We start from the raw sequence: 14,937 nt of genomic DNA on the forward strand, positions 1-14,937 counted from the left end.
AGTCGAACAAGCGCATCATCCAGCAGGGCTGGAGCCCTAAATGCCATGCGCATCCGGCGGCGCCTGAGGAGTGGGGGGTGCTGAAGACCACGGCCATCCAGCCGGGAAAGTTCGAGCCTGAGCACAACAAGGCGCTGCCAGACACGCTCGATCCGAGATCGAACATCGAGGTTAAAGTCGGCGATCTCCTCATCACCTGTGCTGGCCCTCGCGCCCGCTGCGGGATTCCGGCGCTCGTCCAGCACACACCCGCGCGCCTGATGCTCTCTGGGAAGATGTATCGCCTCCGTCCCGGTGAGCGCATCGATGCCCGTTTTCTCGAGATGTACCTGATGAGCCCAGACGCGCAGAAGCGTATCGACGAGATGAAGACGGGAATTTCCGACAGCGGCCTCAACTTGACCCATGACCGTTTCGTGCAGCTCCCGGTGCCGGTCCCGCCTCTCGAGGAGCAACACCGAATTGTCGCAATCCTCGAGGAGCACCTCTCCCACCTCGCCGTCGCCGATTCGCAACTCAGTGCCGCGCTTCGACGCGTCGACTCGCTTTGGAAGAAGACGCTCGCCCGTGTCACGATCGGGGCCCTGGTTCCCCTGAACGACTTGTCGGTCGTCGCGGGCTATGGGACCTCGGAGAAGTGTGTCGTCGATGGGCCGGGCCCAGCTGTCGTGCGGATTCCCAATCTGGTCGACGGAAGAATCGACCTTACCGACGAGAAGCGCGTCGCTGATCGCGCTGCCGATGTCACTAGATCGAAGCTCTCACCTGGAGACCTGCTCATCGTCCGATCGAATGGATCGGTTGACCTCATCGGACGATCTGCCGTTGTGCAAGAAGGAATCGACGCGGCGTTCGCGTCCTACCTGATTCGCTACCGACTTCGCGGGGACGTGGTGCGCCCGCGTTGGGTGCAGGCAATGCTGTCTACGCCGCAACTTCGCCGGCGCATCGAGTCTCTCGCTGCGTCCAGCGCTGGTCAGCACAATCTCAGCCTCGGAAAGCTCGGTCCGCTGCCGATTCCGGTTCCAGCAATAGAGGAACAAGATGCCGCGCTCACCCAGCTCGACGCGTTCGATGCTGATCGCCGGCGCATTCTCGTCGCGATCACGAACTCCCGCGCACGCTCCGGCTCCCTTCGGCGCGCACTCCTGGCGACTGCGTTCTCAGGTCAGCTCACTGGAACCGGGTCAGATGCGTAACGAGGCAGTAGCACCGATCGGCGCCGGAGCCCGCCGACTCGACGACCCCTTCGGCTCAAGGAGGCCTTAATGACTGACGCACGCCGCCTGGTCGACAAGCTCGATTCGTTCCGCAACCTTCTCCGTGACGACGGCGTCGGTGTACTTGACTACATAGAGCAACTCACGTTCCTGCTGTTCTTGAAGATGGCGCATGAGCGCGCCAACCGAAAGCTTCGGCCTCAGCAGATCGTCCCCGACGAGTACTCCTGGCAGCGACTGCTCGATGCAGAGGGAGCCGAGCTCGAGTTCGAATACACACGCATCCTCGTCGGCCTCGCGCAGCAGCCCGGCACGCTCGGCGTGATCTTCCGCAAGGCGCAGAACCGAATTCAGGACCCGGCGAAGCTCAAGCGGCTCATCGTAGATCTGATCGATCCCGAGCAGTGGTCCGCATCGGGCACCGATCTCACGGGCGACGCATATGAGCAACTGCTCGCCAAGGGGGCATCTGACAAGGGATCCGGCGCCGGCCAGTACTTCACGCCACGCGACCTGATCCAGGCGATCGTCGACGTGATTCAACCTTCGCCGGACGACACTGTGCTCGACCCCGCGTCCGGCACCGCCGGGTTCCTGCTCGTCGCCCATGACTACGCCTCGCGCGCGGCCGAGCGCCTTACGCCGACCCAGCGCGACCACCTGCGCGACGGCTTCGCGCACGGGACGGAACTCGTCGACGGCACGGCACGACTCGCTGCGATGAACCTCCTGTTGCATGGCATTGGGACACCGCAGGGTGAATCCCTCATCGATGTGCGTGATGCTCTGATTGCCGACACGGGCGAGCGGTACTCGGTCGTGCTGTCCAACCCGCCGTTTGGCAGGAAGTCGTCGCTGACCATGGTCGGCTCGGACGGGCGCGAAGCGCGCGAGGACACCGAAATTGAGCGCGCCGACTTCGTTGCGACGACTTCGAACAAGCAACTCAACTTCGTGCAACACATCATGACCGTACTCGACATCAACGGCCGCGCGGCCGTCGTGCTGCCCGACAATGTGCTCTTCGAGGGCGGCCCAGGCGAGGTGCTGCGCCACAAGCTGCTCGACGACTTCGATCTGCACACGATGCTCCGACTGCCCACCGGCATCTTCTACGCCCAGGGCGTAAAGGCCAACGTGCTGTTCTTCGACAAGAAGCCAGCCAGCGAGACACCGTGGACGCGCAAGCTCTGGGTCTACGACCTGCGCACAAACATGCACTTTACGCTTAAGCAGAACCCGCTCCGCCGTGCGCACCTCGATGAGTTCGTCGCGTCGTTCCTAGCCGGCGCATCGCGGAGCGAGCGCGTCGAGGCGGCCGGGGGAGGCCGCTGGAAGTCGTTCACGTACGAGGAACTGATCGCACGCGACAAGGTCAACCTCGACATAACCTGGCTACGCGACGACTCGCTTGATGACCTCGACAGCCTGCCGGCACCCGAGGTTATCGCCCGCGAGATCATCGAGGACCTCGCCGCAGCTCTCGCAGAGTTCGAAGCCGTCGCGACGGCGCTCGAAGGGACAGCGGCCGTCGACGAAGACTGATCTCGTCGGGTATTCCGAACCGTTTCGGGGCTCCGCCGACCTCGTGCGGCTAGCGCCGCCGCCGCCGCCGCCGCTGCGCCGTAGAGCCGTGTCCCGCCGTAAACCCGTTACTGACAAGCTCAGCCGATAGCAAGCGCGGGCGGAGCGAACCGGGTCGACAGGACGTTCCTAGGCCTCGATTTCGCGCGGCGGGGCCTCCGGGGTTGCCCTGGACATCTCAGCTAAGGGACGCGGTCGGGACGCGGGACTCCAGGCTGGTGGCGGCCCACTGCGCACGAACTCGGACGTAGGAGCGGGGTTCCGGGATAGGCGCCATTCAGAGTCTGCATCGACGGCCCTGCTCAGCCGACATTCGGGCTCAACCGACTCTTGAATTCATTCGCCATGGACTCGATCAGGTACTCGAAGTCGGCCCCCTTGCACCGGGCGGTCAACATCGCGGGACGGGTCACGGCGCGCTCGGCGATTAATAGGCTCTCTGGCTCGTAGTAGAGCCAGTCGCGGTCCTCGACAAACGTGTCGGAGCCGTGCGTATGATCTGCAATCACTGCTCGAAGGTTTTCCGCATGCTGCGCAAGGAACGACGTCAGCCTCGCGTCCAACTGGTCGATTTCTAGCGGCATGTACGCCTGCAGAAGCAGCTCAAGAAGACCTTCGGGTCGGGAACCTGATGCAAAACCGCCCGTAAGGCGATCCGCTTCTGCCGTGATGCGTTCGTAGAGGCGAGCAGCAGCGTATTCCGGCAGTTCGGCTTGGCTGGCCAGTACGGCTTCGACTTCTTCGTCGAACAATTCGGTAAGGACGATCAGGCGGAGAAGCTTGCGCTTAAGGTCGTCGGGCAGGTTCACCGTTCCCTTGTACCGGAGGCGATGGTCGACCACGTACCAAGCATCGGCCGCCGCTGTCCTCACCTGCAATTCGACCTTCAGGGGGACCCCTCGGCTATCGGCGATGTCCGGGTCAATGAGATCAAATTGCATCGCCTGATACTTGAGCTCATGAGGGGCGGACTGCTTTGGATCGAGGTGCGGAGTCCACCGTTCTTGTTGCTCGACCCAATCCGTGAAGTCCTGGGAAGCTCTGTTAGTCGGGAAAACAGCCTTGAGAGCGACGAGATCTCCGAGGCTTTCCCATGTCCGGACCACTCCGGGCTTGCGACGAACTTTTCCCAGGACGCTTCGGTAGGACTTGACCCGACCCGAGACCACGACCGAAAGATCGAACTCTCGCGCCGCATCCTCGATTTGGGAGCGCCATAGGCGCAAAGCATCTTCGAGCGACGAGCGCTCCTTCGCATAGCGCTGCGAGATGTCAGTCGTGTCCATGCTCACGCCTTGGGGGCATTACCGAGGCCAAACTTCTTCAAGCTCCCGATGATCCGCACGACGGTTTCACCGTTCTCCTCGGAAACGATCTGGAGGGCGCCACGCTCTAGGGCTTGGGCGCTTGCCGAAATCACAACGCCGGAACCGTACATTCGCAGTCCTGCGCCATGGCCTGGAACGAGCGCCAAGTCTTTTCGAATAACCGAGGATGCAAGGTTCTCTGGCATGGCGTTCAAGAACTCGTCACGATCTTCGACTTCGAGAAACTGCTCCGCGAACCCGGAAGCTTCGAAAGTATCAGCGGGAGAACGCATGTAAGACAGTAGGGCGGTTGCATAACGCCCCCGTTTTTCCTCGTCTGAGATGTTGTCATTGAGAAAAGTCATCGAAGTCTTCATGAACAGATTAGTCTGGATTTCGGAATCATCGGACAGTCGGCACCCCAGGAACTTCGACATGAAAAAGTCCGCGAATGAAATGCCATTCTGTTGATCAACCATTTCTCCGGACAAGGCGTCGTCCGAAATCCTGAGCACTGCGATTTTGTAGACGCGGGAGTTGTTGCCGACGATCAGCTCGTTGAGGTGCTCCAGGTCGAAATGTCCCGTAGCGGGATCGCCAACACGCTGAAGTCGCATGCCCTCCTGGTGCTCCGCTTTCATAACGACGAGTGCGGTACCGGCAGCCGTGTTCACGAGGGCCACGATGAGGATCCCCGAGGGGCTGTTGGCTGTTTGGGCTTGGTAGAGATTCTTCGCGATGGCCTGTGATGCCGCCACGAAATTTGCATCGGCGTCCGCCAGGATCGATGTGACAAGCTCAGGCGTTGTTGACACCGCGTCTGGGTCGTGGTGAATTTTTCGAGGGCTCTTCAGCGCAAAGTCGAGCATGTTCTCCTCGATGAAACGGCGGGTCTCGAGCGCAAGTTCCGAGGCGGCCGACGACAGACCCACAGCCGCCGGCCCTTCGGAGAGATATCGCCCCTTCGGGATCTCGTGAACGATCGCTCGAGTAATGCTGACCACGGACTTCCCCCTCGCAACTGACGTCTGCTCGAAATTTAGCATGGGCCGAGGACAGTCCTGCGCGGCGGCGCGGAGGCGTGGCACGTGAAGGGGGGTAGATGCATTGGTGTCCGCGGACGAGCGACCCAAGCCGCGACTACGAGTGATCCGGGAGCGCTGGATCTCCGACGTAACATCGTTCACGCCAGCGTCCACGAGGGCCCGCGCTTGGAACAGCGGCGGCAGGTTCCGGTGCTCCTCGACGGTCGGCAGCCCCTCGCCGAGCGGCCCTCGGCGGACGGAGTCGCCGGCGATGGACGCACCGACCCGCCAATCCAACTGCCTGGCGACTGACACCGACGCCGCAACTGAGGACAACGCCAGCCCGGTCCACTCCTGCGGGTAGAAGTTGTGGATCAGCTCGACATCCAGGTCGGCGAACGGCGCCAGGTCCGCCGCGCGCAGCGTGCTCGTGTTGACCGCTATCGGCAGCACGGAGGCGATGGGGAAGATCTCAGCGACCGAGAACCCGAAGTCGATCCTGACCCGCGAGACCCCGATCGACCGAAGGAACTCCCACGGCGAATCCCCGATCAACCGAGCGGTGTTGGGGCGGGGGGGCGACGACCGTCAGCCCAGCGGGCGCAGCACCCGAGACGATCGCGGTCGCCGCGGCTCGTGCCCCGGCGGGGGAGTCCTCCGGGATGTGCAACTAGGTGAACGCAAGCGTCGCACCGGCCTCTGCTGCGGCCGAGAACGTCGGGCCTGCCAGTGGAGCATGCGCCAGGTACGCGCTCGCGCCCAACCGCATCAGCGCGAAGCCTCCGTCCGATCGGAACCAGCAGGGGCACCGGCTGCAGGAGTCCCAGCGGAGCCGGCAGCAGGAGGCGCATCGGTCGCGTCAGCCGGCACGGTCGACGACACGAGGTCGAGCGGCGCCCCGGGAGCGGATTGCTCCTCGAGATCGGCCTTGACTGACGCGGAGACCCCCAACAAGAACGTTGCCACGAACCCCACGACGTACGCCACCACGAGCCCCGACCCGTACCCGAGCAGCGCCCACCCGTAGCCGGACGAGCCGTTCAACAGCGGGATGAGCGACAGGTCCGAGGCCCCGATGGCGATCGCCCCGACGGAGTGCCCGAGCTGGTCGAACAGCCCGACTACCCCGCCGCCGAACGCTCCACCGATGCACGCGGTGATGAACGGCCGCCCGAGGGGGAGCGTCACGCCGTAGATCAGGGGCTCACCGACACCGAGGAACCCGGCCGGCAGCGCTCCGCGGATGGTCCGCACCAGCGAAGCGTTCGAACGGAACCGCACCCACAGCGCGATGCACGCACCGATCTGCCCGGCACCACCCATCGCCAGCACGGGCAGCAGCACGGTCCACCCGGTCTGGTCGATCAGGGTGGTGTGGATCGGGATGAGTCCTTGGTGCATGCCGGTCATGACGAGCGGCAGGAAGAGTCCTCCGAGGACGAAGCCGGCGAAGGCCCCGCCGTTCGCGAGCAGCCAGGTTGCAGCAGTACCGATCGCGACCGAGACGACACCGGCGACGGACATCAGGATCCCCAGCGTCACCGACCCGGCGATGAGCACGGTCACGGTCGGCACGACGATGAGCGCGATGACGTCGGGCGTGATCCGGCGCATGAAGCGCTCGACGTAGGCGGCGAGGATGCCGCCGGCCAGTGCACCGAGCACACCGCCCTGCCCGGGCGCCAGGGTCTCGCCGAACACGGTGACGTTCGCGACGCCGGCCGCGACGATGATCCCGCCGACCGCGCCGCCGAGGATGGGCGTGCCGCCGAACTCCTTCGCGGCGTTCATCCCGACGAACACGGCGAGCAGGGACAGGAACCCGGACGACAGCACGCCGAGGAACGGCGTCAGCGCAGGCACCCATCCCAGGTTCGTCAGGATGCCGTTGATCCCGGCGATCAGCCCGCAGGCGATCAGCGCGGGGATGAGCGGGATGAAGATCGCGGAGATCTTCCGGATCGCGCGCATGGTGCGGCCGTCGGAACGGGACCGCGCGGTCGCCTTGATGGACGCACCGCGAGCAGCGAGCTCCTCAGGCGACGCACCAGGCCCACCAGCCGCAGCCGACGGGGCGGCCGCGCGCAGGGCCTCCAGGCCGTCGGCCACGCGGTCGACGAGACCCGGGCCGAGCACGATCTGCAGGTTCGAGCCGGCCGCGATGGCGGCCATGACGCCGTCGGTGGCCTTCAGGTCGTCGAGCGCGACGGACGAGTCGGACACGACCTCGACCCGCAGGCGGGTCATGCAGTTCTCGACATCGGCGATGTTCGCGGAACCGCCGACGGCGTCGAGGATCTGCTGGGCGAGTTGCTGGGCATCGGGCATGGGGTGCTCCTCGGGGGAAAGGAAACGGAAAAGGGGAACGGGCTCTACAGCACGGCGCGCAACGAGCCGGCAGCAGCTTCGAGGCGAGCACGGACGTCGACAGCGGAGGCGCCGGTCAGGATCACGGCGATGGCGGTCTTGACCTCGCCGTCCGAGGCGTCGAGTGCCGCCTGGACCTCGTTGGAGGCAGCGCCGGTGACGTCCTGCACGAGCGAGAACGCCCGGGCGACGAGCTTCGCGTTCGTCGCCCGCACGTCGACCATGCGGTTGCCGTACGTCTTGTGGCTGCGCACCATCGCGAGCGTGGTGAGCATGTTGAGGACGAGCTTCTGCGCGGTGCCCGCCTTCAGGCGGGTCGACCCGGCGATGAACTCGGGGCCGACGACGACGTCGATGGCGATGTCCGCCTCCCGCCCCGCGGCCGAGTCGGGGTTGCACGCGACGGAGACCGACAGGGCGGAGCGGCGCCGGGCCTCCAGGATGGCCGCGATGACGTAGGGCGTCCTGCCGGACGCGCTGATCCCGACGACCACGTCGTCGGCCGTCAGGCCGAGCGCGTCGAGGTCGCGGACGGCAGCCGCTTCGTCGTCCTCCGCGCCCTCCACGGCGGTGGTCAGGGCGGGGTCGCCACCGGCGATCACGCCGACCACCTGGCTCGGATCGGTGCCGAAGGTGGGCGGGCACTCGCTGGCGTCGAGGACGCCGAGCCGGCCCGGCGTGCCGGCGCCGACGTAGACGAGTCGGCCGCCACGCGCGAACGCTGCGGCGATCGAGTCTGCCGCCAGGGCGATGGCCGGGAGGCACGGCTCCAGTGCCGCAGGCACGCTGCGGTCTCCGGCGTTCATGCGTTGAGCGGCTTCCAGCGTGGAGATCGTGTCGATGTCGTCCAGCGAGTGGTCGGTCGCCTCGGTGGTGAGGGCCGCGAGTTCGTCGCGGAGGGCGCCGTGGGCCTCGGCGTCGTGGGGTTCGTGCGTCTGGTTCATGGTGGTGCTCAGTTCCGGTGGTGGGTGCGGACGGCGTCGCGGCTGCGGGCGAGGAGTGGCTGGGAGCGCTCGTCGGTGCGCTGCGCGACGACGATGAACAGGGCGTCGACGATGGCGAGCTGGCTCATCCGGCTGCCCATGGCCGCGGGGCGCAGGGCACTCTCGGCACCGGCGACACCGAGCAGGACGTGGTCCGCGGTGGTGGCGAGCGGGGCGGAGGCGTGGCCGGTGATCGCGATGATCGTGGCGTGCTGGGCGCGGGCGGCGCGGGCGACCTCGAGGGTCTCGACGGTGGAGCCCGAGTGGCTGACGAGCACCAGGACGTCGTGTTCGCCGATCACGCTCGCCAGGGTCAGGGCGTTGTGCGGGTCGTCGGCGATCGAGCTCACGATGCCGATGCGTTCGAGTTTGAGGTGCAGGTCTCGGGCGACGATGCCGCTCGCGCCGACGCCGTACAGGACGACGCGGCGGGCGTTGGCTAGGTTTCGTGCTGATTCGTCGAGCGCGTGCGGGTCGAGTGCGGCGCGGGTGTCGGCCATCACCGCGCGGACGTCCTCGGTGACCTTCGCGATGACGGTGGCGACGTCGTCGTCGACCGCGACGCCGGCGTGGATCTCGGTGGACTCACGCTCGTGGATCCCGCGTTCGACGGCCCGGGTCATGCTGCGCTGCAGGGCGGCGAAGTTCGCGAAGCCCAGGTGCTGGGCGAACCGGGAGACCGTGGCGGGGGAGACCCCGGCTCGGCCGGCGAGGTCGGTGGCGTTGGTGGAGGCCGCGGCTGCCGGGTCGTCGAGGACGGCGTCGGCGATGGCGCGCATGCTCGACGGCATGCCCGCCGACTGGGTGCGGACGAGGGCGAAGGCGTCGGCGCGTTCGGACCGCTCGGGCCGCTCGGGCCGCTCGGGCCGTTCGGTGATCGTCATCCCGCCATGAAAGCGTCTTTCGCGGGTGAGCGCCAGTGCTGAAAGTAAATTGCGTGTTACGTCGATGTGCCCGGCCAGTGTGCCAGCGGACTGACGATAACGGCGATCACCACAGGGAGGACGAACGCCCACGACGCCGGGTCGGTGTTCGTCGACACGACTCCGGCCCATCCGGCTGGTTGGTCCGGGGTCGCGCGACCGAACAGCGCTGCGACGAACAGGTAGAGCACGCCCGGCACGGACTGGTAGCGGTCGCCGAGTACCGCTCGGCTGACCAGTGCGAGTGCGCAGAACGCGATCGTGTTCCGGGCGGTCGCGACCGCGGCCTCGGGTTCGGCGCCGACCGCGAGGCCGATGCTCGCGGTAGCTGCCACCAGCGCGGCCACCGCGATGACGGTGGCCAGCTCGAGCAGGTCCGTCCGCCGAGTGGGCGCAGGAAACCGCGCGCGGGTGACCGAGCCGCTCGTCGCGATGGCGATCACCAGCGGGAGCACGGCCGCGACGGGGATCAGTGCGAACGGTGCGCCGCCGCCGAACGAGGGGAAGAGCATGCCGATCGGGCCGAGCGCGATCGAGAGCGCCGCCAGGGCGGTCGTGAGTCCGAGCAACGGCAGGGTGCGGTGGACACGCAGCCACCAGATCACGAGGACGGCACCGCGATGTGGCCGACCGAGCAATCCGTCAGCCGGTCGATCGTCGCCGTGACCCACGCGGCCTGAGCGGGGACCGGAGCACGACGGAGGGCTCGCAGAACGTCGGGGTCATCCAGCTCGAGGGCGGGTTCCACGTGGTCGGCGTCCACGATGCCCTCGGCGGCGACTTCGATGAGCCATCGGTTGGCGACAGCGGCATCGTTGCGGCGTTCGGCGTCGTCCTCCTCGGTGCCGCAGCACGCCACCTCGGCATCGCCGAGCAAGGAGGTGGTGATGCTGTGGAGCAGGTCGGCGTCGGTCATCCGGACCTGGACGATCATGTTCAGGACGTCGAGCGTCGACGGCGCGTTGCTCGCGCGGATGGTCGACGGCACCGTGATGCCCGAGCGGCCGAGGTTCTCCACGGCTTTCCGGATCACCGACTGCGAGTCGTCGGTGTCGCGTTGCTCCGGGAAGAGGCAGATCGTCGGCGCCGCGCCGCTGCAGATCGCTTGCGTTTGCGGGCGGTCGACGATCGGTGCCGCACCGAGGCCGGAGCCGGCGGTCAGCGCGACGAGGGTGATCGCGACGAACGAGCTTGCGCCGATCTGGAGTCCGAACCGGCGCGCACGGTCACCACTCGAGCGTCGGGCGACCGCGATGACGAGCAGACTGCACCCGGCGAGCACACTGAACGCCGTCGCGATGATCGGTGCCCGGACGTCGAGCGCGGTCTCGACCGAGCAGCAGTCCGCCATCACGAGACCGGCGAGGTACCGGAGCGGGAAGTAGTCCACGGACCAGGTGAAGCCGAGCCAGCTGTACGACACGAGCAGGCTCAGCGGGATGGACGCCACCGGCGGGAGCCACCGCCCCAGTGCGAACCCGATGCAGCTGTGGAAGAACAGGATCCCCGCGAATGCCAGGCCGACGAGGGGCGACGGGCCACCGGGAGCACCCCAGGTGTCCCGACTCAAGAGTGCGACCGCGACGAGCTGGAGCAGCAGGCCGGCGGCCAGTGGTGTCCACAGGTGATCGGTGACGGCTGCTGCACTGGATCGGCTGCTGGACGCGATCACCGGCGCTGCGGCCCGGAAGCGCTTCCCTTCCCAGGCGCCGGCCGTGGCCGCGACGCCGCACGAGAAGACCAGGTAGATCGCGGAGCCGGCCATCGCGGCGGGCCAGTAGCCGGCGACGGTCGTCTCATCTGCGAACTGCACGCTGTACGCGACGATGCCGAGCAGCCCAGGAGCGAGGAGCCACGCTGCCGCTCGGCTGCGCCACGGGATGATCGGGCGCATCAGTCGTCCTCGCTCGTGAACCGCGCGTACGAAGCGGTGATCGCCTCGGCGGGCGAGAGGTCTGCGAACGGCTCGGTGAACGACGCGACCGAACCAGCGAACGGCACCCGGCCGTCGACGAGGACGGTCACGTGGTCGTAGGTCGTGGCGACGTCCTCGGTCTGGTGTGTCGAGACGACGACGGACACTTCCGTCGGCAGGTTCTGGATCACCCGAGCGAACCGCGCGCGCTGTGCCGGATCGAGTCCGGCCGTCGGTTCGTCGAGCAGGATCCACTGCGCGCCGGACACCAGCGCGCCGGCAACGCCGAGCCGCCGGATCTGGCCGCCCGACAACGACGACGCTCGTGCGTCGGCTCGGGTGGCGAGATCGACGGCGGTCAGCGCGGCCGTCGAGCGATCCCAGGCGTCGGCGCGCGACAAGCCCTTCAACCAGCCGCAGTAGGCGACGTGCTCTCGAGCGGTCAGGCCCGGGAAGGCGCCGCTCCGCTGCGGAAGCCATGCGACCCCGCGGCGGTACCGTCGGCGGTCTCCGCGCGTCCCCGGTTCCCCCAGTCCCTCGATGCTGATCGTCCCGGCGCGGGTGCGGAGCGTGTCGGCGACGAGCCCGAGCAGGGTCGACTTGCCAGCGCCGTTCGGCCCGAGCAGGACGCTCGCTCCGGTCGGGAACACCGTCGACAACCCGGAGAGCACCGTGTGGTCCCGCCGGTACCCGAAAGTCAGTTCGTCGATCTGTATGCCCACTGCGCCCCCTTGAAACCTTGTACTGGTGTTTCACCGTACAGTAGCGTGCACTCGGCTCAGACAGCCCGAGCCGTCACCTCAAGGGGGAAGTGCAATGGTCAATCTCAGTCGTCGTCTCGCGGCAACCGTCGCAGGGGGAGTCGTGGCCGCCACGATGTTCGCGGCGGCGCCGGCGTTCGCCGAGGGTTCCTGGTCGTCGAAGCTGACCGGTGTCGCGATCGGCAAGAACTCGAGGAGCTGGCAGGACTCGCACAAGGACAAGGTGCGGACTGCCACGACGTTCGCGAGCTGCCGGATCTCGGGGAACGCGAGCGGATTCCGATCCGCCACCGTCCGGCTCTACGACGAGCGCGGCCTGTTGCCGGACAAGAGCATGGGGTCGAAGGTGAACAAGTGCGGCCGGAGCGACTGGGGCGTGATGACCCGGCCTGATCGGTACCACTGGACGATCACGGCGCTCAACGGCTCCTCGTACGAGCCCGCTCTGCGGCTGTCGGTGTCGCGGGTGCGGCAGGCCTACTGAGTCAGCGCTGGCGGGCGGCTGCTTCGGTGGCCGCCTGCACGTAGCGTCGTGCAGCCCGGGTCTGACGCAGGATGACGGGGGACATGGCGGCAGCCACGACGAGGAGTGCTCCGCAGATGATGCGACTGAGGCCAGCTACGAACGAGTCGTCGTCGAACAGGTTCGGGATCTGCGGGCCAGCAATCCCCACGTAGAGCAGCAGGAACTGGCCGAGCGCGACCGGTTGGTAGGCGGCGCGGAGACGGGCGAGGTCGACCGCCCGTCGTGCGAGGTCAGAATCGGCTGGTTCGATCGGGGTCCCGCTCGCGATCGCCTGCGCGAGCGTCTTCCGGCCGAAGCGTGAGAGCCCATCGATCGGCGCCTGCATGTCGGAGGATCGGCGGAGCGTCGTGGTGAGCATCGAGAAGGTGCCGAGAAGACCGCCCACTCCTGCAGCGATGCCGACGATCGCGAGGGTGGTCTCGAGCGCGCTGTCCTGCCGTGCGAAGAGTGACCCGCCGACCGCACCGAGGACCACACCGATCGTGACGATGACGGCGGTTCTGCGCCAGGCTCGGCGGGCAACGGCCTCGGGGGTGGCTGGCACTTCCGACACGGCGGTCATGCGAGAGGGATCGGAGTAGTGGTGCGGCGTTCGTTGTCGGCGGTGGCGGCATCCGCGTAGCGCCGCGCTCGGCGGCCTCGGACGACCAGCAACGGCACGACGAACACCATTTCGACGACGAAGAGCGCCAGGATGATCCGGCTGAAGACCACATCGCCGCCGCCGCTGAGGACACGAGCGAAGTGAGGAGCAGCGACCATTGCGAAGAGCAGGAGGCCCTGCCCCAGGAAGATCCCGTTGAACATCGCGGTCCCGCGAGCGAGGGTGAGCGCGCGGTGCTGGAGTTCCGGGCCTGCGTCCTCCTTGAGCGGAACGCCCGAGCGGATGGCTCCCTTGATGATCTTGCGACGGTCTCTCGTCAGGTCCTCGGTCGCCTGCGTGATGATCGACGACGCGCGTGCTGTGGTGGGGAGCAACGAGAGCATCCCGGCCAAGCCGACGAGCACGGCGACGCACGTGCAGATCGCCAGGGCGACGGTCCAACCGTCCTCGTCCCGCGAGGTTGCCCAACCGGCCACTGCCCCCGCGACCGCGGCGATCGACACGACCAGGGCGGTACGACGCCAGGCATGCCGGATGATTCGTTCGTCTTCCCCCACCCGCTCACCTTACGGGGCGGGGCAGAGCCGTGTTCTGGAGCCGAGCACCCGTCGGCCGCTGGCGGTGCGGTCGAGGCGAAGCGGGCCTCCAGGCCGGACGCCGTCAGGCGACGCCGCGCCGCGGACGGAAGACGCCCGCCCGGACCAGCCACACGTAGAGCAGGCAGCCGATGCAGACGTCGAAGACGGCGTTGAGGAACGCGGCGACCAGGGCGACCGCCGCACCGATCGGGGCGGCGTACGGCACGCCGAGCAGTGCGAGGAGCAGGGCGACCGCGGTCACGAACAGGCCGACCTGCTGGGCGAAGGTCGGGGGTTCCGGCGCCTCGAGTTCGGCGGGCGGGGCGAGGCGTGGGCGGACGACCCGTCGGAAGAGTGCGCCGTAGGGGTGGCGGCGGATGCCGGCGATGCCTCCGACGGCGAACAGCACGACGATGACCGCGAGCAGCACGATGCCGGCGATCCACGTCTCGGGGATCAGCGTGAGGACGATCGTCGCGGCGAGGAGCACCGTGGTGATGGCGGCGCCGAAGCGTGGGGAGCGCGGGTCGATGCCGCGGTCGGTGTCGTTCGTGGTGGTCATCGGGACTCCTGGGTGCCGGTCGTGTCTGCGGTGCCTGAGGTTCCTGCGGTTCCTGCGGTCAGGACGTCGGTGAGGGCTGCGGCGAGCTCGGGTGGGCGGGGTGGGCCTCCGAAGCGGGTGCGAACGGTCCGGGAACCGTCGACGAGCAGGACCGTGGGGGTCTGCAGGACGTTGAAGCGGCTCGCCAGTCCGGGGTGCTCGGCGAGGTCGATCTCCAGTCGGGTGACACCGTCGTGTCGGGCTGCCACGGAGTCCAGGTGCCGGGCGGTCGCGGGGCAGCGGGCGCAGGTCGGAGTGGAGAACTGGACGAGGGTGGCGCGCGTGCCGAAGGCTGTCGGCGGGGCGAGGTCGGCGACGGTGCTGGCGGTGCCATCGGCTGAGGTCGGGCTGGGCTTCGCGCGGCCGGTCCTGGAGCGGAGGAGCAGCCCGAGGACGGTGGCGAGGGCAAGAACCCCCGCCAGCACGGCGACGGCCACGATGACGGTCATGGTGCGACCGTACGTCGTGGTGCTGTCCGCACGGAAGCACGTGTCCGTTCGTGACGGGGCCGGGCGGTCAGGCCGCCCGGCGCAGCCGTCGCGT

General features: G+C 67.5%; 15 protein-coding genes. 3 read left to right on the forward strand and 12 right to left on the reverse strand.

From position 1 onward, the window contains the following. Window positions 1-77: 77 nt before the first annotated feature. A complete protein-coding gene (locus tag DEI96_RS06860) occupies window positions 78-1,199 on the forward strand; it encodes a restriction endonuclease subunit S (protein WP_181440546.1) in 1,122 nt (373 codons plus the stop codon). Between the two features lie 69 nt (window positions 1,200-1,268). Beyond that, window positions 1,269-2,765, forward strand: a complete 1,497-nt coding sequence (locus tag DEI96_RS06865) for a class I SAM-dependent DNA methyltransferase (protein ID WP_111023889.1) — start codon at window positions 1,269-1,271, stop codon at window positions 2,763-2,765. Between the two features lie 341 nt (window positions 2,766-3,106). Here the strand turns inward: DEI96_RS06865 and DEI96_RS06870 are convergent, their stop codons facing one another. The 8 genes from DEI96_RS06870 to DEI96_RS06905 all read right to left on the reverse strand — a co-directional run bounded on the left by DEI96_RS06870 (window position 3,107) and on the right by DEI96_RS06905 (window position 12,046). Continuing rightward, a complete protein-coding gene (locus DEI96_RS06870) occupies window positions 3,107-4,090 on the reverse strand; it encodes a RelA/SpoT domain-containing protein (protein ID WP_111023887.1) in 984 nt (327 codons plus the stop codon). A 2-nt stretch (window positions 4,091-4,092) separates the two neighbouring features. Further along, window positions 4,093-5,691, reverse strand: a complete 1,599-nt coding sequence (locus DEI96_RS06875; protein WP_111023885.1) for a MupG family TIM beta-alpha barrel fold protein — start codon at window positions 5,689-5,691, stop codon at window positions 4,093-4,095. Between the two features lie 213 nt (window positions 5,692-5,904). Next, window positions 5,905-7,464 carry a PTS transporter subunit EIIC gene (locus tag DEI96_RS06880; protein ID WP_111023883.1) on the reverse strand — a complete coding sequence of 520 codons (1,560 nt, stop codon included), beginning with the start codon at window positions 7,462-7,464 and terminating at the stop codon, window positions 5,905-5,907. A 44-nt stretch (window positions 7,465-7,508) separates the two neighbouring features. Then, the gene (gene murQ / locus DEI96_RS06885) at window positions 7,509-8,447 is read right to left on the reverse strand and encodes an N-acetylmuramic acid 6-phosphate etherase (RefSeq protein ID WP_111023881.1); all 939 of its coding nucleotides are present in this window, start codon (window positions 8,445-8,447) and stop codon (window positions 7,509-7,511) included. Window positions 8,448-8,455: 8 nt separating this feature from the next. Further along, window positions 8,456-9,370 carry a MurR/RpiR family transcriptional regulator gene (locus tag DEI96_RS06890; RefSeq protein ID WP_181440545.1) on the reverse strand — a complete coding sequence of 305 codons (915 nt, stop codon included), beginning with the start codon at window positions 9,368-9,370 and terminating at the stop codon, window positions 8,456-8,458. A 56-nt stretch (window positions 9,371-9,426) separates the two neighbouring features. Then, complete coding sequence (locus DEI96_RS06895) at window positions 9,427-10,014, reverse strand: hypothetical protein (protein WP_146246917.1); 588 nt, start codon at window positions 10,012-10,014, stop codon at window positions 9,427-9,429. After that, entirely contained in the window at window positions 10,011-11,303 is a 1,293-nt protein-coding gene (locus DEI96_RS06900) for a DUF7224 domain-containing protein (protein ID WP_111023877.1), read from the reverse strand. Before DEI96_RS06900 ends, DEI96_RS06895 begins: the two co-directional genes overlap by 4 nt. After that, a complete protein-coding gene (locus DEI96_RS06905) occupies window positions 11,303-12,046 on the reverse strand; it encodes an ATP-binding cassette domain-containing protein (RefSeq protein WP_220039128.1) in 744 nt (247 codons plus the stop codon). Before DEI96_RS06905 ends, DEI96_RS06900 begins: the two co-directional genes overlap by 1 nt. A gap of 142 nt (window positions 12,047-12,188) precedes the next feature. Between DEI96_RS06905 and DEI96_RS06910 the strand changes: the two genes are divergently transcribed. Further along, on the forward strand, window positions 12,189-12,569 hold the full coding sequence (locus DEI96_RS06910; RefSeq protein WP_111023875.1) for a hypothetical protein: 381 nt from the start codon (window positions 12,189-12,191) through the stop codon (window positions 12,567-12,569). A gap of 1 nt (window position 12,570) precedes the next feature. Here DEI96_RS06910 and DEI96_RS06915 read toward each other — a convergent pair whose 3' ends face one another. The 4 genes from DEI96_RS06915 to DEI96_RS06930 form a co-directional block, all read right to left on the reverse strand. After that, window positions 12,571-13,164, reverse strand: coding sequence for a hypothetical protein (locus DEI96_RS06915; protein ID WP_146246916.1), 594 nt, complete (start codon window positions 13,162-13,164; stop codon window positions 12,571-12,573). A gap of 5 nt (window positions 13,165-13,169) precedes the next feature. Next, window positions 13,170-13,772, reverse strand: coding sequence for a hypothetical protein (locus DEI96_RS06920; RefSeq protein ID WP_111023871.1), 603 nt, complete (start codon window positions 13,770-13,772; stop codon window positions 13,170-13,172). 103 nt (window positions 13,773-13,875) lie between these two features. Continuing rightward, window positions 13,876-14,355 (reverse strand): DUF4395 domain-containing protein, encoded by a 480-nt coding sequence (locus DEI96_RS06925; protein WP_111023868.1) that lies wholly within the window; start codon window positions 14,353-14,355, stop codon window positions 13,876-13,878. Beyond that, window positions 14,352-14,843 (reverse strand): TlpA family protein disulfide reductase, encoded by a 492-nt coding sequence (locus DEI96_RS06930; protein WP_111023865.1) that lies wholly within the window; start codon window positions 14,841-14,843, stop codon window positions 14,352-14,354. The genes DEI96_RS06925 and DEI96_RS06930 overlap by 4 nt, the downstream gene beginning before the upstream one ends. Between the last annotated feature and the right edge of the window lie 94 nt (window positions 14,844-14,937).

This window comes from Curtobacterium sp. MCLR17_031 (genome assembly GCF_003234775.2).
In the GTDB taxonomy this organism is placed as follows: Bacteria; Actinomycetota; Actinomycetes; order Actinomycetales; family Microbacteriaceae; genus Curtobacterium; species Curtobacterium flaccumfaciens.